Source organism: Pseudobdellovibrionaceae bacterium, assembly GCA_023954155.1.
Taxonomy (GTDB): Bacteria; Bdellovibrionota; Bdellovibrionia; order Bdellovibrionales; family UBA1609; genus JAMLIO01.
In genome coordinates this window covers 172,973-198,851 of record JAMLIO010000005.1, presented here as the reverse complement: position 1 = coordinate 198,851, position 25,879 = coordinate 172,973, and the positions used below count along the sequence as shown (strand labels likewise).

General features: G+C 42.0%; 24 protein-coding genes. 7 read left to right on the top strand and 17 right to left on the bottom strand.

The window, feature by feature from the left end:
• Positions 1–65 precede the first annotated feature (65 nt).
• Both M9899_07825 and M9899_07820 read left to right on the top strand, forming a co-directional pair.
• On the top strand, positions 66–1,253 hold the full coding sequence (locus M9899_07825; GenBank protein MCO5114067.1) for a thioredoxin domain-containing protein: 1,188 nt from the start codon (positions 66–68) through the stop codon (positions 1,251–1,253).
• 48 nt (positions 1,254–1,301) lie between these two features.
• Entirely contained in the window at positions 1,302–2,483 is a 1,182-nt protein-coding gene (locus M9899_07820) for a hypothetical protein (protein ID MCO5114066.1), read from the top strand.
• Here the strand turns inward: M9899_07820 and M9899_07815 are convergent.
• The gene (locus tag M9899_07815) at positions 2,467–2,817 is read right to left on the bottom strand and encodes an STAS domain-containing protein (GenBank protein ID MCO5114065.1); all 351 of its coding nucleotides are present in this window, start codon (positions 2,815–2,817) and stop codon (positions 2,467–2,469) included. The genes M9899_07820 and M9899_07815 overlap by 17 nt on opposite strands.
• Before the next feature lie 177 nt (positions 2,818–2,994).
• Here M9899_07815 and M9899_07810 point away from each other — a divergent pair, with 177 nt between their 5' ends.
• Entirely contained in the window at positions 2,995–5,406 is a 2,412-nt protein-coding gene (locus tag M9899_07810) for a hypothetical protein (GenBank protein ID MCO5114064.1), read from the top strand.
• Positions 5,407–5,530: 124 nt separating this feature from the next.
• Here M9899_07810 and M9899_07805 read toward each other — a convergent pair whose 3' ends face one another.
• Together M9899_07805 and M9899_07800 are read right to left on the bottom strand one after the other, a co-directional pair.
• Positions 5,531–6,238, bottom strand: coding sequence for a YebC/PmpR family DNA-binding transcriptional regulator (locus M9899_07805; protein ID MCO5114063.1), 708 nt, complete (start codon positions 6,236–6,238; stop codon positions 5,531–5,533).
• A gap of 41 nt (positions 6,239–6,279) precedes the next feature.
• Positions 6,280–6,729, bottom strand: coding sequence for a SufE family protein (locus M9899_07800; protein MCO5114062.1), 450 nt, complete (start codon positions 6,727–6,729; stop codon positions 6,280–6,282).
• Between the two features lie 92 nt (positions 6,730–6,821).
• On the opposite strand from M9899_07800, the gene M9899_07795 reads away from it, so the two are divergent.
• The 3 genes from M9899_07795 to M9899_07785 all read left to right on the top strand — a co-directional run bounded on the left by M9899_07795 (position 6,822) and on the right by M9899_07785 (position 10,012).
• Positions 6,822–7,928, top strand: coding sequence for an MBL fold metallo-hydrolase (locus M9899_07795; GenBank protein ID MCO5114061.1), 1,107 nt, complete (start codon positions 6,822–6,824; stop codon positions 7,926–7,928).
• Between the two features lie 154 nt (positions 7,929–8,082).
• Positions 8,083–8,709, top strand: coding sequence for a 30S ribosomal protein S4 (rpsD, locus tag M9899_07790; GenBank protein ID MCO5114060.1), 627 nt, complete (start codon positions 8,083–8,085; stop codon positions 8,707–8,709).
• 196 nt (positions 8,710–8,905) lie between these two features.
• Positions 8,906–10,012: a hypothetical protein gene (locus M9899_07785; protein MCO5114059.1), complete on the top strand. Its 1,107-nt coding sequence runs from the start codon at positions 8,906–8,908 to the stop codon at positions 10,010–10,012.
• A 12-nt stretch (positions 10,013–10,024) separates the two neighbouring features.
• On the opposite strand, the gene M9899_07780 is transcribed toward M9899_07785, so the two are convergent.
• The 4 genes from M9899_07780 to M9899_07765 form a co-directional block, all read right to left on the bottom strand.
• The gene (locus M9899_07780) at positions 10,025–11,485 is read right to left on the bottom strand and encodes a hypothetical protein (protein ID MCO5114058.1); all 1,461 of its coding nucleotides are present in this window, start codon (positions 11,483–11,485) and stop codon (positions 10,025–10,027) included.
• A gap of 860 nt (positions 11,486–12,345) precedes the next feature.
• Complete coding sequence (locus M9899_07775) at positions 12,346–12,624, bottom strand: hypothetical protein (GenBank protein ID MCO5114057.1); 279 nt, start codon at positions 12,622–12,624, stop codon at positions 12,346–12,348.
• Between the two features lie 13 nt (positions 12,625–12,637).
• Positions 12,638–13,237 carry an RHS repeat-associated core domain-containing protein gene (locus tag M9899_07770; GenBank protein MCO5114056.1) on the bottom strand — a complete coding sequence of 200 codons (600 nt, stop codon included), beginning with the start codon at positions 13,235–13,237 and terminating at the stop codon, positions 12,638–12,640.
• Between the two features lie 174 nt (positions 13,238–13,411).
• Entirely contained in the window at positions 13,412–14,074 is a 663-nt protein-coding gene (locus M9899_07765) for an RHS repeat-associated core domain-containing protein (GenBank protein MCO5114055.1), read from the bottom strand.
• 95 nt (positions 14,075–14,169) lie between these two features.
• Between M9899_07765 and M9899_07760 the strand changes: the two genes are divergently transcribed.
• Positions 14,170–15,311, top strand: a protein-coding gene (locus M9899_07760; protein ID MCO5114054.1) for an IS3 family transposase whose coding sequence is annotated in 2 segments (ribosomal slippage) — positions 14,170–14,434 and positions 14,434–15,311 — 1,143 coding nt in all. Because the reading frame shifts where the segments join, the coding sequence is not laid out codon by codon here.
• Positions 15,312–15,684: 373 nt separating this feature from the next.
• Here M9899_07760 and M9899_07755 read toward each other — a convergent pair.
• Genes M9899_07755 through purM form a run of 10 tightly spaced genes read right to left on the bottom strand, consistent with a single transcriptional unit; the run spans position 15,685 to position 25,845 of the window.
• Positions 15,685–16,170: a hypothetical protein gene (locus M9899_07755; GenBank protein ID MCO5114053.1), complete on the bottom strand. Its 486-nt coding sequence runs from the start codon at positions 16,168–16,170 to the stop codon at positions 15,685–15,687.
• A gap of 40 nt (positions 16,171–16,210) precedes the next feature.
• Positions 16,211–17,755, bottom strand: coding sequence for an amidophosphoribosyltransferase (gene purF, locus M9899_07750; protein MCO5114052.1), 1,545 nt, complete (start codon positions 17,753–17,755; stop codon positions 16,211–16,213).
• A complete protein-coding gene (gene purL, locus M9899_07745) occupies positions 17,733–20,051 on the bottom strand; it encodes a phosphoribosylformylglycinamidine synthase subunit PurL (protein ID MCO5114051.1) in 2,319 nt (772 codons plus the stop codon). Before purL ends, purF begins: the two co-directional genes overlap by 23 nt.
• Before the next feature lie 2 nt (positions 20,052–20,053).
• Positions 20,054–20,722, bottom strand: coding sequence for a phosphoribosylformylglycinamidine synthase subunit PurQ (gene purQ / locus M9899_07740; protein ID MCO5114050.1), 669 nt, complete (start codon positions 20,720–20,722; stop codon positions 20,054–20,056).
• A gap of 9 nt (positions 20,723–20,731) precedes the next feature.
• A complete protein-coding gene (gene purS, locus M9899_07735) occupies positions 20,732–20,977 on the bottom strand; it encodes a phosphoribosylformylglycinamidine synthase subunit PurS (GenBank protein MCO5114049.1) in 246 nt (81 codons plus the stop codon).
• 10 nt (positions 20,978–20,987) lie between these two features.
• Positions 20,988–21,737 carry a phosphoribosylaminoimidazolesuccinocarboxamide synthase gene (locus M9899_07730; protein MCO5114048.1) on the bottom strand — a complete coding sequence of 250 codons (750 nt, stop codon included), beginning with the start codon at positions 21,735–21,737 and terminating at the stop codon, positions 20,988–20,990.
• A gap of 14 nt (positions 21,738–21,751) precedes the next feature.
• Entirely contained in the window at positions 21,752–23,041 is a 1,290-nt protein-coding gene (gene purB / locus M9899_07725; protein MCO5114047.1) for an adenylosuccinate lyase, read from the bottom strand.
• Positions 23,038–24,264 carry a hypothetical protein gene (locus M9899_07720; protein MCO5114046.1) on the bottom strand — a complete coding sequence of 409 codons (1,227 nt, stop codon included), beginning with the start codon at positions 24,262–24,264 and terminating at the stop codon, positions 23,038–23,040. The genes purB and M9899_07720 overlap by 4 nt, the downstream gene beginning before the upstream one ends.
• Positions 24,261–24,854 carry a hypothetical protein gene (locus M9899_07715; protein MCO5114045.1) on the bottom strand — a complete coding sequence of 198 codons (594 nt, stop codon included), beginning with the start codon at positions 24,852–24,854 and terminating at the stop codon, positions 24,261–24,263. The genes M9899_07720 and M9899_07715 overlap by 4 nt, the downstream gene beginning before the upstream one ends.
• A complete protein-coding gene (gene purM, locus M9899_07710) occupies positions 24,847–25,845 on the bottom strand; it encodes a phosphoribosylformylglycinamidine cyclo-ligase (protein ID MCO5114044.1) in 999 nt (332 codons plus the stop codon). Before purM ends, M9899_07715 begins: the two co-directional genes overlap by 8 nt.
• Between the last annotated feature and the right edge of the window lie 34 nt (positions 25,846–25,879).

Below are 25,879 nucleotides of genomic sequence, written 5' to 3'. Positions count from 1 at the left end.
GAGCCACAAAGTCTGCATAATATAAATTATAGATTTAAATGCATTCAAATCAACAAGGACCTGAAATGAACAAAAAAAATTATCTACTTGCTTTCTTCTTTGCGCTGTCGATCTGTCTTCATGCTTATTTAGCTAACAATTACTACCAGCTCAAATATCAAGGGATCACTGGGGAGTCTGCATGTAACATCAGCAATTACTTAAATTGCGATGCCGTAACCGCAAGTGACTATTCTTCCTTCTTAAATATTCCAGTGGCCTTGTGGGGGTTTAGCTTAAACCTTGTGCTCTTTATTCTGCTTATTGGTCTGATGATGGCGGATCAACCCAAAAAATGGTTAGGCAGTTTGCAACTGCTGAGCGCAATCAGTGCCTTGGGCTCTGTGGTGATGCTTGCGATCTCTTTCCTATTCATGAGCACTCTGTGTCCTTTCTGTCTGATCCTTCACGTGCTGGCCTTTTTGCAACTTTTGGTGCTTTGGACCTACGAAAAGCCTGCGCAGATGTTGGGAAATATCAAAGAGATTTTTAACTTTAAATCTCCAGCCTATTCCATTTTTGTGATTGTTTTACTTTGCCCACTGATTGCTGTGATGGGGCACCAAAATCGTTTGGTCAGATTTAATGCTAAAAATTTTGCGCCCCAAGTTAAGGCTTTGGTCGAGGATTGGCAACTTCGTCCCGAACAGCCCCTTTTAAAAGATGCCAAGCCTCTGATTGCTTGGCCTGCGGCGAAAGCTAAATTTGAAATCGTAGAGTTTGCCGACTTCTTCTGTCATCACTGTAAAAATGCGTCTGCTGTTTTTAAATTATTTTTACGTAACTATGATGCCTCTCTGAAGTTCTTTGCCTTCCCTTTAGATAGAACTTGCAACTCTTTAGACTCTCAAGTCACAGGTCCCAGCTGTTTGATGGCTAAAGCCGTGTACTGTGCTAATGCTGAGGATAAAGGCTGGGAGGCTCACGACTGGATCTTTCAAAGACAAGGGCAATTTCCTAATTCTATTGAAGAGATCAAAGAGCGATTTAACGAAATGGGCCAAACTGTAGGTCTTAAAAACATGGAAGGATTCAAGGCGTGTTTGGAAGCCGAGGAGACCCATAAAGCCGTTGTGCAAAACAGTCTTCTTGCCCAAGAGCTTAAACTCACAGGCACTCCCACAATATTTGTCAATGGTAAACTTTTACGAGGGGGACAGCAGCTAGAAGTATTAAAGGCCGTGTACAGCAGCACTATAGGTGTTGACAAATAAAGCGGCTACACCTGAGAATTTAATAAGACAGAGAGGGGCTTCATAGATATGGCAGCAAAAGATGATCACGTTGTAAAAATGGTTTCCATGACACAAGATCAACTCCCAACACCACCAGAGTGGTCAAACCATCGCCCCTCAAGTGCTGGAGGGGCTGCCGCCCACGAAGGAAGTCTGCATCACTCCGCAAGCTTTAAGGCTGTGCTTAAGCATAACGAAGACCTTATGGCACGTTTGACTGTGAGTCTTCGTCGAATCAGTCACTTAGAAAAACATGTCGAAGACTTAAAACAAAGATTAAACACCGAACGCGCCTCTTCTGACGGCCTACGCGATGAAGTTTTGATCTCTGTTGAAAAAGAAAGATTGATGGATGCCGACTTTGAGAGACAGGGCTTTCAACTTAAGCATAAAGACAAACAGATTGAAGAACTAAAAACCAAGCTGGCTTACGCAGAATCTCAGATTGAAGAACTAAGAAAATTTAAAACCACGCAAAGCCAAGAGATGGCGGACGCCCATGCCGAAGCCACCAACAAGATCATCAGTGAGTATGAACTCAAGATCAGCAATTTAGAACTTCACATGAACTCTTTAGAAAAGTATCGCCACAAAACCCAAACAGAGTTCAAACCTCAGTTCAAACGCCTTAAACTTTTATGTGAAAAGCAAATGGATAAGATTGCCCAGTTGGGACGAGTGAACCAAAACCTAACTGCACGCTTAAAAATGAACCAAGTGATGCACAGTAAAAGTCTCAGCACCTTAAAAGACAGCCGCCAAGAGATTCGCGAAGAGCATCGACAGCTTAAATCCCGTTTCTTACAGGCTCTTAAAAAAGCCAATCGCTTTGAAAAAGAGAGCGACCAAGTCAAAACGGAAAATACAGGTCTGCAAGCCCAAATTAAAGAGCTTCGCATGCAAATGAACCATCTAGAAAATCAAGTCACCGATTATGAATCTTTACGTTTAGAGTTGGCTCAAAAATTAAAATCCCACGAACTGGCAATCACTAGTAAAAACAATAAGATCGACGAATTATTTAAAGTGATTGAGAGTCTAAAAAATCAAGAAAACTCTACTGAGAACACCAATGCTACTATCGATGCGGTCTTAAAAGGGATGCAAAATCTTTACTTCACAGAAGAGCCTCAACCCCCAGTGGCTTCCAGCATTGTGAGAGCCAAAGAACAGCAGCAGCAGGATCAGGACCTTAACCAAAATCCATAGATTTAAGGGCGTAGTGATTTTTAGCTACATCTAAGGTTTTAAAAATTTTAAGTTTTTCGTTCACAAAAGGGTCTAAAAGCTTCTCATACTCAAAGCTCACATCACACACACCTAGACCGTTGGGGTTTTCCAGAGCTATTTTGTTTAAAGTTTCAGCAAAAGAACTTAATCCCGTAGAGCCCACAAAGCTCAGTTCTTTTAGAGAAAAGATCACTTTGTTTTGCATAAAGTGTCTTAAGCTTTTCTTGCGAAATTCGTAGACCTTTTCGAAGTCCAATAGGCCTGAAATTGAAACAATAACGATGTCCTCATGCCATTCCATCAGCGCTTTCATGATTTTACCCCACAACTTCTCCACCCTCATTTTAGGGCTTCTGTCTGTGCAAAACAATGCGTCTTGTTAAAATCTGGCCCGAAGCCGTTTTACTTTTTACTGATCCTCTGGTTTGTGGTTTGGTAATATATTGCAGTAAGTTTTTGATATAACGTAGTTTTTTTAAATGGGAGCCTTGTGTTTTTGGGAACTAGACGAACATCGCATACTCCTCTAGGTTTAAGCCCTCACTGCTGGGCTCTGCTGCTTCTTGCTGTTTTATTTATCTCTCCTCTGGCTTTTGCCGAGGTCCCACAAACAACAAGCTTAGGACGCTCTAAAAGCAAAGCCCAAGATATCATTTATCAAGCCGATGTCATTCAAGCAGATATGGATCGTGAATCTGCCATTTTAAAAGGAAATGTGGTGATCATGTTTGATGGTTACCAGTTATTTGCCAGACAAGCTGAAATCTTTAAAAAAGAAAATAGATTTATAGCCTCAGGTGACATTCGCATTGAGAGTGTGCAGACCCAAATTGTGGCCGAAGAAGTCGAAGTGTTTTTTGACAGCAAAAAAGGCAGCTTTAAAAAAGCCCGCTTGGTGTCTGGGCAAATGCTTTTTGAAGCCGATGAGATCAGCAAAATGGGGGATGATCTTTTTGAGGCTAGTAACGCCACTTTTACCACCTGTTTGACCTGTCCCCCATCTTGGCGCTTTAAAGCTTCAAGTTTAAAAACCAATGTTAAAAAGTTTGTCGACATCAAAAATGGATATTTGCAAGTCGCCAATCAATCCATGCTGTGGTTGCCCAGAATCATTTTACCTGTGAACACACGCAGAAAATCAGGACTTATTCAACCCAAACCCCACATGTCCTTTTCCCGTAAACAGCCCAGCATAGAAGTGGGTTATTTTTGGGCCATTGAAGACAATAAGGATTTAACCTTTACTCCTAAACTTTACTTTCGTTCTGGAGTGAACGTTAAAGGGATCGTGAACTACCGTCACATGTTCAGTCCAGAAAGCCAGCTTGAGCTGACTACAGGATATATGCGTGACCCCTTATTTTTAGATTATAACTACACCACAAACACTCAACGCTATCGTACCCAGCATCGTTGGTTTGTGGATTACAAAAACAAACTGAACCTGCCTGGGGGGTTTGTTCAAAAATCAAATATCAAACTTACTGAAGATCTCTTATATCTTTCAGACTTTCCCACCGAACTTCCAGGGCATAAAGAATCCGCACTCGTGAACCAAGTTTCACTGGTTAGAAACAACAACAATCAGCATTTTGCAACAGAGATCATTTATAACATCAATCTTTTAACTGAAGATATGAACTCTAAAAATTTAGATGCTGTTCATAAAACCCCGACGATCAAATACTCGATTTTAAACACTCCATTTTTAAAAAATAAATTCTCTTACCGTTTAAATACAGAATACACCAAATTCTCTAGACGAGAGACCTCTTATGATGAAGTGACTCTTACAGGAACACCTCTGCCTGATCCACCAAAGGTGATCAACACCACAGCCCCCATTGGACAATTTGATCCCCGCAAAGACATCATTCGCTCTGGTGAGAGATTGATTCTTCGACCCGAGCTGACCACTTCGGTAAATCTTGGCAATCTTTTGCGCTTTGAACCTGATCTTAAATATCATCAGGCCGTTTATAACTTTGCTCCTTACACCACTATTGTGGATCCCAATGCCCCTTATACACATGTGGCTCAAATGGGTTATCTGGAAGGGGAACTTAGGCTTAAATCTCAACTTTCTAAAGTTTTATCAGAAAACTGGAAACATTTACTTGAGCCACAGGTGCGATTTATCCGTGGGGAAATTTTAACCCAAACCGATCACGTCTTCTTTAAATCCACACGCGGTATGCCGTACCACCGACGCTTTCAGCCCATTACAGAAGCCGATTTTTTTGAGTTTGAACATGGTATACAGTTCGATTATCAAGACCGTATTTATGACACCAGTGTGATTGAGTTTTCTTTATTGCAGTCTTTTTTAAGAAAAAATAAAGATTCAGGTGTCACCTATTATGATCAGCCTATTTATTTAGATATCTCTCAGAGCTATGACTTTTTACACGCCAATGCTCCAAATCCTGACCCATGGTCTAACTTAAATGCTCTGCTTAAAATTAAATCCAAGCACTTTGAGACCTTTACTATGGCCTCTCACTTTCACAAACTTTCTAAGACCAATATCTCTACAAGAAATAAATTTATTTACAAACCTGGACACTTTATCGAAGGTCTGTATAAAAATGCTTACATCGTGGATAGAAACAACAACGAAACCTCTCATCAAGAGCTTGTGGGCGCGGGCCTAGGGTGGGAGTTCACACATCTGCACCTGTCGGGGAACTTTTTATACTCTACTTTTGAAAAGCAAATGCAGGGTTGGGCCCTTAGAACCACCATCTTACCCCCAGGGGACTGTTGGGAGATTTACATCAACATTTACGACAACAATAACCAACGTAGTGCTAACCGCCCTGAAGTGGACTTAAACGTGTCATGGAACTTCGGTGATGGTTACCAAACCAAACACCCACAAAATAACCACTACGTCTTTTAAACACTTGGCCCACATTTGGCCATGCCAAATGCGACTCTAGTGGCAACCATAGTAGAATCGCGTGTAGCTATTACTAGAGAAATCTGTTCTACATAAATAATGACATAGAACGCGGATTGAAGTTTTAAATGGTGGCGTAAATGCGGTAGCTGTCTTCGTTCGCATCGAGCTTTTCTAAAAAGGCCACCACTTCAGCTTCTTGCTCTTCATTGAGGTCTGTTTTGTTTTTTGGACGGTATGCCAGTTCTGCCACTTTGATGTCCCAACCTCTGGCAATCAGTTGATCTCTGATCTCGCCTAAGGCATCGGGAGCACCATAAAAACTGAATTTGCTGGTGTCCTCTTCGTCTCTTTCCACATCATCAGCACCTGCTTCAATGGCTTCCTCTTCGGGGTCAAACTCTCCACTTTTAACGGCTTCGATCAAACACACACGATCAAACATCCAAGCCACACTTCCTGTTTCTCCCATATTGCCGCCTGCTTTACCAAAAATCAGACGAATATCAGGAGCGGTACGCGCACGGTTGTCAGTTTGACATTCTACAATCACCCCGACCTGATGCGGGCCATATCCTTCATAAGTGAGTTCTTCGATGTCTTTGCCATCGTCTAGAAGTCCTGCACCTCTTTTGATGGCACGCTCAATGGTGTCTTTGGGACAAGATACGGCTTTGGCCGCTTCTACTGCTAAACGTAAACGCATATTGTTCACAGGATCAGGACCGCCAAGTTTTGAAGCCACCTGAATCTCTTTGACATACTTGATCAGCATCGCCCCTTTTTTAGAAGCGTTTTCAGCTTTCATACCAGCTTTCCACTGCTTTCCCATGCGCCCAGTCCTTTCTTTTAATTTATGTTTACACTTTGATTTTACTGTCCCTTTGCCGTTTTCACAAGATAATCATAGGCTTGCGCATAATACTTGATCTGTTTGATCATACTCTGCAAACCATTGGTGCGGCTGGCCGAAAGATGAGAAGCCAGGCCAATGTCCTCAATGAACTTCACATCGCTTTGCAAAATGCTTTCTGGGGTCTGCTCAGAAAACACTCTAAGCAGTAAAGCGATCAGGCCTTTTACAATTAAGGCATCACTGTCGGCCCGAAAGACCACTTGCATCTGATCATTTAAATCTGCTTTGAGCCACACTTGTGACTGACAGCCTTTGACCTTAAGGTCCTCGCGCTTTTCTGACTCAGGCATTTCTGGAAGCTCTTTACCTAGACGAATGATGTACTTGTACTTCTCTTCCCAAGTCTTAAATTCTTTAAACTCGGACACGATCTGTTGTTGTCTTTCAGACACTGTGAAATTTGACATGGCGACAAAATAATGAAGAAGGAGTGAAGGATCAATCATAAAATGACAATTCGCTTTATAAACTAGGGAACTGCTGGTAAAACTTAGGTGTCATGAGTAAACGCAAAAAAACTATAATTTTTATTCGGCGTTTTGCCCTAAGAGGACTGATCTTGATCCCCTTTTTGGGGATATTGGCCTTTGTGGGCATGGTGATTCCCAAACCCGTGACCAATCAAGAGTACATCTTTTCTAAACAGTTCAACGGTCGTTCCTTTGTCAATGAAGAGGGCAAGATCAGCTACTCTGCTTTTTGGGATTTTTTAAGATGGCAAAGCTATGAGTTTAAAAACAAATGGCCACAAAAAGTGCCCAATCTGCATGAACCTCAACTTGCTAAAAACATCAAAAAAGGGGAAGTGGTGGTCACCTTTATCAATCACGCCACCTTTTTAATTCAAACTCAGGAACTTAATATTCTCACTGACCCTGTGTTTGCGACACGAGTGAGCCCCTTTAAATGGATTGGTCCTAAGAGAGTGCACCCGCCTGGAATCCCTCTTAAAAAATTACCCCGCATAGATATGATTTTGATCTCACACAATCATTACGACCATTTGGACCTACCCAGCCTTAAAAAGATTGCCAAAAAGCATAAACCTCAGATCTATGTTCCTCTTGGTGATAAGGGCTGGTTAAGAAAATCAGGACTTAAAAATGTTCAGGAGATGGACTGGTGGCAGAGCCTCTCGCAAAAAGGTCACACGGTTCATTTTCTGCCTGCCAAGCACAATTCGGGGCGAAGTTTAGTGAGTGAAAACTCAAGCCTTTGGGGGTCGTTTCTTGTAAAGCTTCCCAGTGGAGCCCAACTGTATTTTGCGGGAGATACGGCCTATTCCGAGCATTTTAAAAAGATCTCTGACACCTTTGGCCCCATGGACTTAAGCTTTTTACCCATCGGTGCTTACCTGCCTCGGGATGTACTTAAAGACATTCACATGGACCCTGACGATGCGGTCTTAGCTCACATTGACTTAGCCTCTCGGTATTCTGTGGCCATGCACTTTGGGACCTTTCAGCTCAGTGACGAAAGCTATTGGGACCCCTTGATTGATTTCAATAAGGCCATCATTATCCACCAAGTCCCCGAAAGCCAATTTCGACTGCCTGGAGCGGGGCAAACTATGAAATTTAACCTTAAGCCCCCTTCTCAGAAATAAGAATCTTGTGTTTTTCTATTGATTTTAAGCCCTGATCCCGTTACAAAGAGCGTTAAATCTCAAGGGTTTAGAGTTGGTTTTATCTCCAAATTCAGGTATTTTTGCCTCTTTGGAATTTAACCCATCTTGGGATTAAACAAGGAGAAAGTAAAACATGGCAACAAAAACAAGAGTAAAGCCTCGCTTCAAGGCTCAAAGAAGACTTGGCGTTGAGCTTCCTGGTTTAGGTAAGGCTGGTGCATTAGACCGCAAACCTTATCCTCCAGGCGAACACGGCTCTAAGCGTAAGAAATATTCCAACTACGCTTTACAGTTAGAAGAAAAACAAAAGATCCTAAACAACTATTGTCTACGCGAAAAGCAATTACGTCGCTTTATCCGTGACTCTAAGACTGGAACATCCTCAAACTGGGTGAATTCATTAGCTGGTCTTTTAGAGCGTCGTTTAGACAACGTAGTGTTTAGACTTGGCTTAGCCCCTAGCATCCGCGCGGCTCGCCAAATGATCAACCACGGCCATGTTCAAGTGAACGGCAAAAAAGTAGACATCGGTTCTGCAGTTCTTAAAGTAGGTGATGTCATCAGCCTTAAAAACTATGAGCACCAATGCTACTTAAGAGCTAAAGACAACCCACGAATGGAAGTTCCTGATTACTTAACTAAAGAGACCAAGGACAACCAAGAGATCGGTAAAGTGATCAACGTTCCTGGTATTGAGCACATTCCGTTTGCATTCCAATCTGGTCTGCTTACTGAATACTACTCTATCAGAAAAGCTTAATAAGGGTTTATGTCCTTACAATGAGGACAAAATATACTTAAGCTTGTGATAGCAACAGCATTAAAGATAACCTGCTTACTGCACTTTATAATATCAAAAGATGTAAGTCTTACAAAAAGCCACACAGGAGTGTGGCTTTTTATTTTACGCTGTACTTTTTCTTTGATCCTTCCGCAAAGTTTTTCTAAAAGAAACTATGGGATATTTAAAAGGGTTTATTTTAGGAAGTTGGATCATTGTTCAGTCTTTAAGTCTACACGCCGCTGAAACTCCAAAGACGACTTTGTTGTCCACTTACGATGTGATCTCGACTCGTTCCATGGAACTGCCTCAGTATCTCACACAGTACTTCAATAAAAATCAATTGCAGCAAGTAGTAGAAGAACTCAATAACGTTCGCGTGCTTACCCCCGAGCAGTTTTATGTGTATCTGCGCAACGGCCTCACCACTGTACTTAATGCTTCCGATGAGGCTTTAATTTTCAAAACTGATCTTAAAGTGACAAAAGTCTCTTTATTTGGAATCCTCAATGATCCTTTTTGGAATCTGTTGCTCCAATCTGTGCCTTCTGATGTGCGCGAGTCTTATGCCTTTAGATCCTCAAACGATCCTGCAAAAATCCAAAGAGAGATCATTGGTCAAATCCTCTGGCGCACCTACGATCCTTTAACTTCTCCTGTTTGGATGATAAGTTCTGATCTTCAAGCTCTGCACAGAGATTACGAGTACGGTCGCTCTTTAAAAGAGGCCCTCACGAACTCTCACCTTTATGCGCAATACGATTCTAAAGAACTTTGGAAAGAAGTGGTACGTTTGCAAGACTTAGCCGAAAGAATGCTGATAGAAACGGGCTTAAGCATTGACTTAAGATCACCCACTAACTTTATCGTTATGGGGGATAAGATCTCTTTACGCATTAGTAATATTGATTATGAACTTATCGCTCCAAATCGTGCCACACGATCTTATTACCGTAAACAGGGTAAGATTCTGCCGCAAATCAAAGCCCCCCGTTTAAGTCATCGTGTGACCACCACCACTACAGACCACTTTAACCGACCTATTACAGCTTCAAATACACACTCCCTAGACCTAAATCTTCGAGTCGCCGAATCCTTTATTGTGCCTTCCAACATCTTAAATAGCCGTGAGTGGAATTTGACCTCTGAGCAAGCTCTAGATTACTTGCAAGTCCGACACAATATTTCAAGATCAGAGGCCTTAGAACTTCTTGTAAAGATCCCCAAATACAAAAACGCCCTGCTTTTAAAACCAGGGCGTTGTATGAGATTTTTAAAATAATCTTATTTAAAATTATCTTCTCATAAGATCAATTCTTTGTCTTTTAAGTTCTTTGATGTGATCTTCTACTTGTTTAAGATCGCCTTCTTGAATGTTAGCAATTGTAGCATTCACACGAGCAATCTCATCCAAAACTTTTTTCTTTTCTTCTCTTTTAGCTTTAATTTCAGCTTCGATCTGTACTCGCTCTTGATCTGAAGACACACTGTCTTTGCGGAAAATGCCATCAAAGATCGCGTTGTCGATGTCTGTATTTTGTTTTTGTAAGGCTACAAGTTGATTCTTAAGATCTTGAATTTCAGCCAATAAGACTTTTTTACTTATGTCAGCATCAGCAATCTCTGCTTCTTTTTTTGCAATCTTTTCTGCTCTTCGAGCTTCGATTTCTGAAAGCACTGGATTTGCTGTTGGTGGTGTCTCAGACTCTGTCACATCTGTGCCTACGATCGTTTCTGTAGTTTTAACCTCTTCAGCCACTTCAGTAGTTGGTACAGGTTCAAGAGTTTCTGTGGTTTCTACGGGCTGAGCTACATCTGTAGTTTCAACTGGCGTTGCAGTTTCTACAGGTGTGTCTCCTGCAATTTCCACATTGATCGTATTTCCCACACCATCCACAGTCACATCTACGTTGTCACAATCTTCTGGTTTTTCACATTTTAGAGTTACGATATTTCCATTAGTTCCATTGTACTCTTCAACAGCTTCGTTAAGTTCAGTTTGAGTTTTTACTTCTTTTTCTTTAGCAGCTAAAAGTTCGGCTTCAAGTTTAGCTTTCTCTTCTTCTGTTTGTGCCGCAGCGGCTGCAGCTTCAAGGCGAGCCACTTCAGCTTTTAAGGTTTCACCCTTTTGCTCAAGTTCAGTGATTTGAGTTTCTAGGGCTTTACGTTTTTCTTCTAACTGAGCTGTTAGACCTGCAATTTGCTCTGTTAAATTCTTTTCGATATTTAGAATCTCTTCATCAGTGATTCCACCTTGCTTTTCTTTAAGCTTGTTGATCTCTTGACGAACTTTAACCAATTCCGCAATCAAAGTCTCTTCATTACGGTTGACCTTACCTAAGGCCTCAACATATTGAGCACGGTCACTTTCGATTTGGGCTTGTAAAGCATCAATTTGAGCTTTCAAGTTGACCATCTCTTCAGACTTAGTGCCTGCGTCTTTATCAGAAGCCAGCAATTCCACCATCTTTTGGCTTAAAGCATTGAGTTCTGATGTGGCAGAATTTAGCTTACTTTCAAGTTGGGCTAGGGCTTCATTTTTTAAAGCGATCTCTTGTTTAAGTTCTTGGGCTTGCTTTTGATTTAACTCATAAAGAGCTTTAATTTGCTCTTCGGTTAAAACAGGTTTACTTTGTGGCACTTCTTTAATAGATAGATCCGCAGCTTTAAAAGCCCCATCATTATCACAAGCCGCTAAACCCGTGACCACAGCACTTAAAAGCAAAACGTTTAACATATATTTTAGTTGAGACATTGCAGTCCTCCTAATTTCAATAGGATATGAAAGCAATAATTAAACCAGCCCCTAGTCCCATTTATAAGATCATAAATAACTGAAATATATGAGGTTTTTACGCCTTAATTCGGCCCCTTCTAAGACAGAAAATGCCCGCAAAAGACCAAAACGACATTTTTGCGCCCTGATCCTTGCACTACCTAAGTGATCTTTTGACAAACTGGTACTCCCTCTCTGAGTAGGCAGTTTCTATTTGGAAGATCTTTAGAAGAGACATTTCTCTAACAAGAGGCACGCCCATCCATGGGCTCTTCCAGTATTTGCCCTGCGGGCAAAACGCGTCACGCTTACTGGAGGCCTCTTGTTAGAGAAATATCTCTTCTAAAGACCTTCCAAACAGCAACGCCAGTATGATTGTGTTTGAATCGGGATAATGAATCTTTATTTAAAAAATCCTGAGTAAGAAATTTTATTCCTTCTGACTGGATGAAAATTGGGGGAAGGTCAACTCCTCCTAATATTCTAAACTTTATCTGCTATAAAATGGCGGCACTGGTTTCGGGTTCATATTGGGATTTCCTTCCTCACAAGCTGCTCTTTGCATTGCTTCTTTATTGCGCGGACATAAAGTAGCGTCCTCCTGGCATGTTTTATATAAAAAAGGACGTATAAATTCTCCAATAAGATGCGCCGTTTCACCTCGATTTCTACCAAACCTAGGAGGAGGTTGCGTACCCTCAGGATCAACGGTATTTACAGGGTCATTTATCACATACCCATAAAGATTAGCATCTCCTCCATGGAATAGAATTAAGTCTTTTCGACAGCCAACCATCTGGCTCACTTTATTATTATAACTTCTATAATCTTAAGTCTTCTTAACTAACCCTATCCACTCCTAACTGAAAAAATCCATTATGGATTGAAAGAAAATCATAAGAAGAACCATTAAAAAAAAACATAAAATACATAAAATTTCTAATGTCTTTAACTTTCCGCAATCCATACTTATCAACTAAGCTTTTTTGAGGTTTATTACGTAATGAATTATATCTCTCATTTAAGCTAAAACCTCTCGTTAAATACAAAAAACCAAAAATAGTAATTAACAGCCAAATAATATAAACAACTTTTAATGTTAGAAATATAGATGACATCCTTGGCCCCTTCTTACCATGGCGAAGCAATCAGCCCTATACAAGCAACACCGACTGCTGTACCTAATGCTTGGTTAAAACCCTGATCTTTTGCATATTGATGATTTAATCTCAAATACTCTTGATCTAACTCAAGCTTTCTTTCACTCAACCCATCACAGGTAGCTGCTTCTTTTCTATTAGCATCCAACTGTTTTTTAAGATTAGCGGTATCTTTTAACAAACTAAAGCCTGAAATAGCAGCTATTGCTGCACATGCACCAAAACCAATTGGTCCCATTCCAAGAGGATCAATTGAATTCACAGGATCCATCAGCACATACCCATAAAGATTAACGTCTCCTCCATGGAATAAAATCGGGTCCTTTGTAAGCCATCTACCCACCTCAGCATCGTAATCTCTCACTCCAAACTTTGTTAAGCCTGTTTGAGCATCGTAAACTCCACCTGCAAATCCAAAGGGCTGAAAGCCTGAATTCGTATCGCTTAACACTCTTCCAAACTCATCATACTCTAAGGCCTGTATGATGTTCCCATCACTGACCCTTACTACTAATTTTACACTACCTAAGTGGTCTTTGACAAACTGGTACTCCTGACCTCCTCTAATCATATTAGGTTAATCTGCTTCATTGTGAGATAGTAAATATCTTTAGTTATTCTGCAGAAATACTTTTTGTATCTTCTGGGGCTATAAGTATGGGCTTGGGACTTTTGCATTCCATATACACAATCATTATTGTCCCAAAGAAAACTACACCAATCGCATATACTAAAAATTTTTTCATTAATAATTCCTCGCTACCATATACTTATAGTGCCTATTACTTTTCCCTGGCTCTTTATATCCTGGCACACACTTGTTTCTATCTGGATCATATTCATTGTCTTTGTTTTTAATGTCTTTTTCCAATTTATATCTTGGATTCGTATGATATTGATATGCATCAAAAGCACGGTATAATCCATAGAGAACACCAACACTAACTGCAAGTGCAACACCAAATTCACCATCTGGATCGACAAGATTTATTGGATCCATCATCACATACCCATAAAGATTAGCATCTCCTCCATGGAATAAAATCGGGTCCTTTGTAAGCCATCTGCCCACTTCTGCGTCGTAATCTCTTACTCCAAACTTTGTTAAGCCTGTTTGAGCATCGTACACTCCACCTGCAAATCCAAAGGGCTGAAAGCCTGGATTCGTATCGCTTAACACTCTTCCAAACTCATCGTAAGTGATGTTTTGCATAACTACGCCATCACTGACCCTTACCACTAATTTTACACTACCTAAGTGGTCTTTGACAAACTGGTACTCTTGACCACCTCTCATCATATAGTCTGGACTGTGCGATTGTGAGACATATACATATCTCGTCTCAATATTTCCCGTACTTGGGTTGATATCCGCTATAATTCTTAAGTCGCCCTCATATACAAACATATGAGTGACCGTGCTGTTTAAACTTCTACCTGACCTGGCCCCCAAGACCTAATCCACTAATATGGTAGGATTATAAGAGAAAAGGAGCAAGTTTTATGTCGGGAAAGAAAAAACGAAGTGCCGAGGAGATCGTCAAAATTCTTCGAGATATTGAAATTGAGCAAGGTCGAGGCCTATCTCAAGAGGCAGCCTGCAAAAAAGCAAGCATCACTATTCAAACCTTTTATCGCTGGAGAAAGGAGTTTGGAGGTCTTGATGTGGACCAAGCAAGAAGGCTTAAAGAGCTTGAAAACGAAAATACAAGACTTAAGAAGCTGGTTGCTGATCTGGCCTTGGATAATTCCGTGCTTAAGGAAATTAACCGGGGAAACTTCTAAGCCCGTCAAGAAAACGCGAAGCCGTTGAACACGCCATCGAGGTGTTCAATATCTCAGAAAGACGGGCTTGTAAAATTTTAAACCAAAGCAGATCTAGCCAACGATACACAGCTATTTACAGACCTGAGGAAGACCGACTTACGAGAGACATCTTAGAGTTATCACAGCTTTATGGCCGCTATGGATATAAGAGAGTGACCGCTCTTCTTCAAGAAAAAGGATGGGAGATCAATAAGAAAAGAGTTTTTAGAATCTGGAGAGCTCTAGGCCTTAAGGTACCAAAGAAGCAAAAAAAAAGAGCGCGACTTTGGGATCAAGAAGGCTCTTGCATAAGACTGAGGCCAGAAAGACCAAATCACGTATGGTCTTACGATTTTATGATGGATAAAACTCATAACGGAAAGACAATCAAGCTTTTTAATGTGATCGATGAATTTACAAGGGAGAGTCTTGTGATCAAAGTTAAACGAAAAATGACTTCAGAAGATGTTCAAGACGCACTGGCTGAGCTTTTTATCAAGAGAGGGGTTCCTGAGCATATAAGATCTGATAATGGGCCAGAGTTTATCGCCACAAACTTAAGGATGTGGTTTAACAAACTCGAATTAAAGCCTCTTTTTATCCAGCCTGGAAGTCCTTGGGAAAACGGTTATGTTGAGTCTTTTAACGGAAAACTAAGAGATGAGCTTTTAAATGGAGAGATTTTTTACTCTTTAAAAGAGGCTCAAGTAATGATTGAAACATGGCGAAGACATTACAACACGAAAAGACCTCATAGCTCTCTTGGGTATAGACCTCCGGCACCAGAAACATTTACACCGGAAAATAAGGAGCTTGAATGTCGACTAGTCGTATTATAATTGGTTCTAAAACTGGGGCCCCGTCAAGCAAATACAGATCGTAAAGGAAAATCAAATGAAAGCAACAAAAAAAGTCCGATTTAAAAGACAGAGAAGAAGTTGATGGTGAAATTAAACCGGAGCAGAGACAGCTATATCCCAACTTAAACACCATCACACAGGCAGTTGTTGTTTGGGAGGTCTTAGAAGACATATCCCTCTAACAATTGGCCTCCAGTAAGCGTGACGCGTTTTGCCCGCAGGGCAAATACTGGAAGAGCCCATGGATGGGCGTGCCTATTGTCAGAGGGATATGTCTTCTAAGACCTCCCAAACAACAACGCCTTTCAGAAATAAAAAGTGGGATCACCACAAACTCTATATGTGAGAGAGCTTAGTTCTGGATTTCGCTGATGATGTCGTCAAAGAAGATGGGTAGAGCGTTTTCGGTGTAACAGCCCCCACCAAATTGATCGTTGTAGCGGTGGTCATAAAAAATAGCTTCAAAGGGATAAGACATCTCGCTGCTGCCATCAAAGCCTTTATAATTAAATGTTAAATCTAAAATTAAGTCTCCAGTGGGTCCTACGATTTTATATCTACTGCCTGGAGTCGCTTTATAAACATCAGGATTCCTACTGGAGGGAATGTTAGGAACCAGACTTCCGTAGTTAGTAAGAATCAATCCTGCTTCAAACTCATCGGTGTAAGTCACAGTGCTCTCGTCAGGGTCAAAGACCACAACCATCTGTGGGTGACTGAAGACACATATTAACTCTGTCTTTGTTGTACTGGCATAGGCCCCAAAACCAGAAACTATAAACGTGACTGCAAAAACTAAAAATGTCTTGGCAAGAATAAACAAAACGAAATTCTTCATAAGACCTCCCCCAAATGTCCCCACTAAATATAGATAAGTTTTAGGCCTCAGGCAAACCCGCAGGATAATCTGCGGTGAAGCACGCAGAGCAAAATCCTCCGCGCGGCGCGCTGTCTACGGCCTTCATCATGCCTTCATGACTTAAATACCCCAAGGTGTCCGCCTCGATGTACTCTTGGATCTGGTCCACCGAGTGTTTGGACGCAATCAGTTGATCTTTTTCAGGGGTGTCCACCCCATAATAACAAGGGCTGATGGTCGGAGGACAAGCTACACGAAAATGCACCTCTTTAGCACCTGCTTGTCTCACCAAACGGATGATCTTTTTACTGGTGGTCCCGCGCACTAAAGAGTCATCAATCACAATCACACGTTTTCCCTTTAAAACATCAGACTGAGGATTAAGTTTGATCTTCACACCAAAACTTCTAATACTTTGTGTAGGCTGAATAAAGGTTCTGCCTATGTAGTGATTTCTGATAATCCCCAGATCAAAAGGGATTCCACTCTCTTCACTATAACCCAAAGCTGCGGCAATCCCACTGTCAGGAACAGGAATCACAAGGTCAGCTTGCACTGGATTTTCTTTGGCTAAAGCCCGTCCAAATTCTTTTCTGGACTTATAGACACTTAAACCAAAAACATTGGAATCTGGACGAGCAAAGTACACGTGTTCAAAAATACATTGCGCATACTTTTTATTTTCTGAATAAAACTCAGAAACAAATCCTTCCTTACTGATACTGATGATCTCTCCTGGTTCCACTTCTCTGACAAACTCGGCTCCAATAAGATCAAAGGCACAGGTTTCTGAAGCCACCACCCAACTTTGCCCTTGCTCGTGAGGTCTTCTACCTAAGACCAGAGGTCGAAATCCTCTGGGGTCACGGGCAATGACCATACTGTCTTTACTTAAAACCACAAAACTAAAAGCCCCATCTAATTTTTGCAAAGAGGATTTCATACATTCAAAAAGATCATTTCTTGGGTCTTTAGACAAAAGATGCAAAAGCACTTCGGTGTCAGAAGTCCCTTGAAAGATAGACCCTTCTTGCTTGAGTTGATTGCGTATAGATCTTTCGTTTACAATATTTCCATTATGCGCCACCGCTAACGGACCATTAAGCAAACTTGCAGTAAGGGGTTGAATATTGTGAGTGTCATTGTTGCCTGTGGTGGAGTATCGCACATGTCCCACAGCACAGCGCCCTTTAAGGTTTTTGAGATCTTGCTCGCTAAACACTTCTCCGACAAGGCCTGGGCCTTTTTGTCTGAGGTGTTGTCCCTCTTCGGTGAGAGTCACTATACCTGCAGCCTCTTGACCACGATGTTGTTGAGCAAAAAGCCCTAGGTAAGTCATGTGACTGGCTTCGGGATCATCCCAAATACCAAAGACGGCGCACTCTTCTTTCCAACTGCGTTTGGAAAAGTCCATCGTAGCTTCTACGGAACTGTGTTGATAAGATCTCTGCGCTTTTGATTCCACAGAGATGGCCTCATTCGTATCACTTACATTTTTGATCTTGTCTGTGAAGATATTTTTTAACACAGGTAGCTTTACACTATTGCAATCTTGAGAATGCATTGGACCATCCTTTTTTATACTGGATGCCAAGATCTTTGCTTGAAAAAGTTTGAAGCTCTTGCCCACTAGCATCTGCAATGACGATCTTATCACTCTTAGTCACTTGACCTATCTTTTGCATCTGCCAATCAGGATGTGTTGTGGACACAAAGTTTTCAAACTCTTCGACCTTGTCAGCAGACAAAGCCAGCACCACTTCGTATAGTTTTTCACGGAAAAGGCTCTCGCTGTCAAAATCTATTTGCAAATAAGATGAAAACTGTGAATTTTCACCATTCATCTTGAATAAAGTATAAAGCAGCCCATACTTGCCCACTATTTTAGAAGAGCTAGGAGTAAACTGGCGCACCAAGGACGTGAGCCCCTTCACAAAACCCGCAAGAGCCTCCACATTTAAGGCTCCGCTCACTCCACCACTTGTTGTTCCTGTTGTTGCAATAGCCGTCGTAGCATTAGACCCACCACTTGCAGTTAATGTCATAGAGGGGGCCGCATCATTTGCAAGGGCTTTTCCTCGTGTCTTTTGTTGTTCTACCTCTAAACTTTGGTCATAAAAATACCCTGACCACTTCACGGCATCAGGTGAAGTGATTTTATAAATGACATCCCCTTCTTTCTGCCAAGTGCTATGAGGGACATGCGCGATGTCTTCCCCTAAACCCACAAGCCCTGTGCTAGGCGTAGGTGTGATGTTTTGACCTCTGGTTTCGTTATAAAAACTCACATTCCCGCTGATCACAGGGGCCTTCAAAGCACGACACGCCGAACTTATGCCTTCAATAGAGGCCACAAAATCCGTCATGACATTTTCTTTTTCAGGGTTGCCGTAATTCAAACAGTCTGTCACCGCTAAGGGTTCAAGCCCTTTAAGAGCTAACTCAATAGCAGGATAAAAGATGGCGTCTTGTGCCCCGACATAGGCATCCCCACGCATCAGTGCAGGACGACACCCTAAAACAATACCTAGTGGTCTTTGGGTTTCAGGCAACATCACCACACCCACATCGTCACCGCAGTCTCTTGCCGTATTGGCCCCCACACGCTGATCATACTGTCTATAGATCCACTGACGACTGGTCGCCTGAATCTGAGTAAAGAGATCACGCAGATAAAATTCGGGAGGCTGACTGAACTCCACCACTTTAGAATTTTTAATCCCACTATAAGGAATAAATTTACGCTCATAATTAGGAGAGTTCTCCACCAAAAGATCAGGATCAAGAGAAGTTAAGACCTCACCATGCCAACGCAGAGTGATCTTTTTGTCCTTAACCACCTCTCCAATTTTTGTAGCTTCCAGGTTCCATTTGTGAAAGACCTTTTTAAGAGCTTCAAATTTTTCAGGTAGGCACACCAAGAGCATACGTTCTTGGCTTTCAGAAAGTAAAATGTCTTCAGGGCTCATAGAGGCATCACGAAGAGGAACTTGATCCAGACTCATATCTAGCCCTACTCCCCCTTTAGAGGACATCTCAAAACTTGAGCTTGTTAAGCCCGCAGCTCCCATATCTTGAATGGCCACCACTAGATTTTGATTGATCACATCCAAACAGCTTTCAATCAAAAGTTTTTCAAAGAAGGGGTCCCCGATCTGCACGGTGGGACGCTTGCTCTCATCGCCGTCTTCAAAGGATTCACTGGCCATACTTGCGCCATGGATTCCGTCTCGACCTGTCTTGGCCCCCACGTACACCACATAGTTGCCCTCACCTTTTGCTTTAGAGGTGACTAACACATCTTCTTTACCAAAATAACCTAAAGCAAAAGCATTGACCAAAATGTTCTCATCATAACTAGAGTGAAATTCCGTTTGTCCTGTCACATTCGGTACACCCACGCAGTTTCCATAACCTGCAATACCACTGACCACACCACTGACTAAATCTTGCATTCGAGGGGCATCAGATCTGCCAAAACAAAGATAGTTTCCTAAAGCAATAGGACGAGCCCCCATCGTAAAAATATCTCTTAAAATTCCACCCACACCTGTGGCGGCTCCTTGATACGGTTCGATGAAGGACGGGTGATTGTGGCTTTCCATTTTAAAGCCGACTCTTTCCCCTTCACCTAAATCAATCACGCCTGCATTTTCACCAAAGCCTTCAACAAGTCTTGGAGATTCTGCAAAGAATTTTTTAAAGTGGCGTCTTGAACTTTTATAACTGCAATGCTCACTCCATAGGGCAGAAAATAAAGCCCATTCTACACCTTGAGGCTCTCGTCCTAAAAGGTCACAGATCTTGTTGTACTCTTCTTTATTCAAACGGTAGTAAGATATTTTTTCTTCTAAGTTCATGGTTACACCTGTAAAAATTGAGCCAATAAAGTTTGCCCGTCTGTAGAACCCATCCAGTCTTTCATCGCTCTTTCTGGATGAGGCATCAGCCCACCAATGTTCATAGTTTTATCATCCACAGAACCAATCACGCCCGCGATGTCTTGCACGGAGCCATTGGGATTCGAAGATGCGTAGGTGACCCAAATCTGATCACGGTCTTGCAGTTTTTTTAAACTTTCAGAATCTATAAAATAACGACCTTCACCATGAGCAATAGGCATCTTAAGGGTTTTAGGAAAATTCCAATTTTTATTCTGTGTGCTGGCTTTAAGTTCCACCCAATCATCAATAAATTTTAGACCTTCGTTACGCAGCAAAACCCCTGGCAAAAGCTTAGTTTCACAAAGAATCTGAAAACCGTTACATATCCCCAAAATAGGAACACCCTTTTTAGCTGCTTCTGTTACAGACTTCATCACTGCACTTTTTGCGGCCAAAGCCCCACAGCGTAGATAATCCCCGTAACTGAATCCTCCAGGAATAATGAGGGCACGGTAATCCTCAATGTTAAACTGATCTTCATGCCACAGCCACTCGGGTGTTAATCCTAGATTTTCGCAGGCCTTCCAAATGTCACGGTCACAATTTGTACCCAGAAAACGTGTCACACCTACTTTTTGAGTCGACATAGTCTTTCCTTATCTTACTTCTAATTTTTCAATCTGAATGGTTTCAATCAAGGGGTTATAAAGCACATACTCAGACATCTTTTTGATCTGCTGTAGGGCCTTGTCGTCATTAGATTCTGCCAGTTCAATTTCAATGTATTTGCCCACAGTGCAGGACTTAAGCTTAAAGCCTTCTTTTTTAAAGACATCTTCCACTGCACGTCCCTGACTGTCTAATACTTCTTTTTTAGGTAAAACTTGAATCCCAAACTTCATAACACCACCCTTATGCCTTAAACTTTTCTTGTAAACGACTTAAAACCACTTCGTAAGACTCTTTGACCTCGCCCATGTCTTTACGAAACCGATCTTTATCTAAAACTTTGCCTGTGCCGATCTCCCACAAACGGCAGCTGTCAGGTGAGATTTCATCCCCTAAATGAATCTCTCCATCTTTGCCCCAACCAAATTCAATTTTAAAATCTACAAGCTGAATATCTATCGCTTTAAATATATTTTGCAAAATCTCATTGATCTTTAAAGCGATCTTTTGAATACGTAGTAAATCCTCTTGAGATGTGACTGCCTTTAAAAATAGAGCTTGTGAATCATTGATAAAAGGGTCACCTAGGGCATCATTTTTATAAAAGAGTTCATAAATTGGAGGATTTAAAACCTCTCCAGACTGCATTTCAAATTTTTTAGCTGTGCTTCCCGCCAAAACATTCCTTATCACAACCTCTAGAGGAATCATCTCTAGTTTCTGCACCACAAGATCGGTGTCCCCAACGCGTGTGACCCAATGGGTTTTGATGTCATGTTTATGAAGTTCATTAAAGATGATCTCGGTGATTGACAGATTCACCTTGCCTTTGTCTTCAAACGATCCTTTTTTCAAAGCGTTAAACGCTGTCAGAGAATCTTTAAAGCTCAGCCACATCTTATCCTCATCGCCTTTGACCGCATAGGCCTGTTTGGCTTTGCCTTCGTACTGCAGGTCGCCTCGCTTAAAGTGTTGTGACTGCACCTGTGTCATACTTTTTACTCCTCTTAACCTAGAACTCTAGGAATAATTTTTTGAATGGATTCGATATGTCTTTGACCCGAAAAGATCTGATCTAAAGTTTGAGCATTCACACGCGACGACACCTCTGGGTCTTGCAAGAGTTTATCCCGCAAATGCTCACCCACTTGCAAAGCGTGAGCATTTCGTTGCACGATCTTATAGGCGTCTTCACGGCTAAGTCCTGTTTCTATCAAAGCGAGCAGTACATGCGATGAGAACAGGTGACCGTTTGATCCATCCATATTTTTTTTCATGCGTTCTTTGTCCACTTCTAAACGACCTAAGACTTGAGTCATACGATCTAAAGCATAGTGAATCAAAATAAACGCATCAGGAAAGATCACTCGTTCTACAGAAGAGTGACTGATGTCGCGTTCATGCCATAAGGCAATGTTTTCATGAGCCGCGACCAAATATCCACGCAGAAGTCTTGCTATACCCGTAAGATTTTCAGCACTGATGGGATTTTTTTTATGAGGCATGGCTGAAGATCCTTTTTGACCTTTACTAAATCCCTCATACACCTCTGCCACTTCTGTACGCTGTAAATGTCTTAACTCTACAGAAAGACGCTCAAGTCCAGCCCCTAACATACTGATCGCATAGATCACCTCGGCATGACGATCCCTGGGGATGACCTGAGTGGCTACTGTTTCAGGCGTAAGGCCAAGAGCTTTACAAACATTCACTTCAACATCTCGGTCTAGCACAGAATATGTGCCTACGGCCCCACTGAGTTTACCAATGCTAGCTTGCTCAATCGCAGCAGAAAATCTCTGTTCATTACGGCTAAGCTCTACATAAAACCCAAGAAGTTTCATACCAAAAGTCGTGGGCTCAGCGTGCATCCCATGGGTACGGCCACTACAAAGAGTCGAGCTATGTTCTAAAATCAATTTTTTTAAGGCCGCTTTAAGGTCTACAATTTTTTGTGACACCAGTTCGCCCGCTTTTTTGATTTGTAAACTGGTAGCCGTATCAATCACATCCGAAGAGGTAAGCCCATAATGAATGTATTTTCCTGAGTCCCCGACGTTTTCAGCTAAGTTAGAAACAAAGGCGATCACATCGTGTTTTGTTTCCGCTTCTATTTCAGCAATTCTGGGTACACTGAACTTAGACTTCGCTGCAATGTCTTGGGCCGCCTGTTTAGGAATAATGTTTAAGTCCGCTTGCACAAGGGCGACGGCCACTTCCACCTCTTGCATACATTTAAATCTATTTTCTAAATCCCAAATGGCCTGCATGGCGGGCAGAGTATATCGTTCAATCACAGCTCCACTCCCTTATCGACTTCGATGTCATCTTTAAAACTCTGTATGATGTTTTTTTGAAAAACGTATCTGGAATAATTATCTAATCCTGGCCAGACCTCGGGGTTGTCTAAGATCAAACTGCGTTTGCCTTTTAGGGTGGGTAAAGTTTTATCATACACAGGCCAAAAGGAATACAAGTCAGAACCCAGCCTTGGACTGTCAAGTTTGAGATCAAAAAACTCTGGAACAAAGTTCTTTAAGTTTTTAAGGATTTCATTTTGGGTGTTTTCCACAAAGCTCTGTTCAGAAAACACTTCCGTTGTGATACAAGCCCAAACGTCAATCTGTTGGTTCGGACGCTTGATCACTATAATTAAATTTTCATTACATAGACCCATTTCTAAATCAGACAAGTACATAGAATAGCTAGGCACAAACGCAAGCTTCTCCGTGCTGGCACAGGTTCCTGTCCATCTGGTCCAAAACCCTTTGGGGACCTTCATTTTGTTCTGGCCTAAATCCAATTGCCCTGAAAATCTGTGCAGTTCATAACTAGAAAGCCCAATGATCAAATGATCGGCTTGGGCTTTGACCATGTCGTTTTCAAATTTAAGCACCCACTTTTTATTGCTCTCTTGGGCACACTTCCACCAAGAGGACACAGGCACAATGTCCACTCCCACGGTCTCAAGCCAGGCACTGTTATTTAAGTATCCCTCTCTTGAAGGATGTCTTACCACGTAGTGAGAGCTTAAGGGGAACTCAGGTGTGTTTAAATATAGGGACTCACGCATAGGGTTTAGGGTTGTAGAGCGCCACTCTTTAAGAAGTCCCTTTAACCACAGCGAAGGATATTTTAAATTTTTAGGGGGTTCTAAAAAAGGCATCTCTTCAGTTTCATGAAACCAAAGTCCCTCTTGTCCCCATTTGTGAACCAAATAACGTGAATGGTCGGCTTTAAATTCAAACAGTCCTAATTTTTTAATTCTTATACTAGGGCCACGAAGCAGGACCTCGTACTCGTCTTGATCTGTAAGGCTTTGGCAATAGGATCTTTCCATGGTGTCTGTGAACACCTGCGGAAAAGGACCTTCCCAGTCTTCAGGTGTGCCCTTTTGAAAAAGACTAGTTAAATCCAAAAAAGCAACGGTATAACCCAGGGCTCTAAGTTGAGCCGCTAGCCAGGTGTTTCGACCAAAGATAGAAAAGATCAACACATCATAGTTTTGATTGGGATTCATGTTTGCTGTCCTTGAAGTGTATTTAAATAAAATTCAGTGACCATTTGATACTCCCAACGGTGCACAAAGTCTTCGACCTCAGAAAAAGTCATGTGTGAATAGCTCCCTTTAGGAAACACACACTTCTGCATCACGGCCTCACCCTCATCCACACCTTCAGTCACATGGTGAATGGTCACTCCGATGTCGTCATGATTTAAAAAGGCCCGCTTGATGCTGTCTAATCCAGGATATAGCGGGAGCAGACTAGGATGTAAATTGAAGATTCTGTTAGCCCACTGGCTGGCAAAAGACGAAGGAACGATTCGCATATATCCAAGAAGAAATATATGGGTCACACCTTGCTCTTGAAGTAATTGCGCTAAAGCCTTGTAATCATAGGGAGCCTTGATCAGATGGGGTTCGTACCCTAGTTCCTTGGCCTTGGCTATGCCCTCGGCCTTCGCATTGTTACAGACCAAGAAAGGACGAGGCGCCCCTTCAGGATGGACTCGTAAAAGGGCGCGCATATTATTACCACGTCCAGAAAAAAATAAGGCCCACTTTTGCGGCTGATCTTGGAAGTCTTGAGGGTTTATATTTTTAGACAAAATACCAATCCTTATCTGTAGGAGAATCTTTTTCTAGCACACGACCCATACGCCATGAACTAAAGCCTTCTTTTCTTGCAATTTGAATCAAAGTGTCAGCTTCGGAGTCAGGTAAAATCACCGCAAGCCCCACTCCGCAGTTGAGTGTCAAATACAGGTCTTCGTCCTTCATCCCCGTGCGCTTTTGTACCTCTGCCACAATCTCAGGCAAGATCCACGGAGTAAGTTCTACTTTAAGACTATCCCCTAAACACCTAGGGATATTGGACATTCCACCGCCTGTGATGTTGGCAATGCCATGAACATGTAAGTCATTACGTTTAAATTGCTCTGCCAGAGCAGGATACAAATGTGTGGGCTTTAGGAGCTGGTCCACCCAGTCTTCCATGTCCTTTTCAAAGACTTTTCTAAGTAAAGAATAGCCATTGCTATGAAAACCAGAAGACTCAATGGCCACCACCACATCCCCAGCCTTGACTCTTTCGGGACCTAGAATTTGACTGCGATCCACCACCCCCACTGCAAAACCTGCGCTGTCAAAATGTCGGCCTTCATAAAGGCCTGGCATTTCTGCGGTCTCTCCACCTAAGAGAAAGAGCCCTGACTTTAAGCAGGCTTCACGTACACCTGCGACAAACTCTTGGGCTTGGCCCAAATCTAATTTTCCGCAGGCATAATAATCTAGAAAAAACAGAGGGTCGGCTCCGCAACAGATCAGATCATTCACACACATGGCCACAAGGTCTTGGCCCAAGTCTCTGATGCGGTTGTACTCCACCCCTAATAAAAGCTTAGTGCCAATGCCGTCAGTGGAGGCCACAAGACAGGGGTCTTGCATGTGCTCAAAGGCGGCCCGAAAGACCCCCGCAAAGCCACCCACGCCACTGATGATTTTATCCGCATGAGGCGCGTTCCTAGGTTGTGTTGCACGGATCCAGTCTACAAACTGGTCCCCCTTTTCTATATCCACACCACTTTTTTTATAGTCCATGACTTAGGACTATCACAATCCCCTGCCTTTGTCT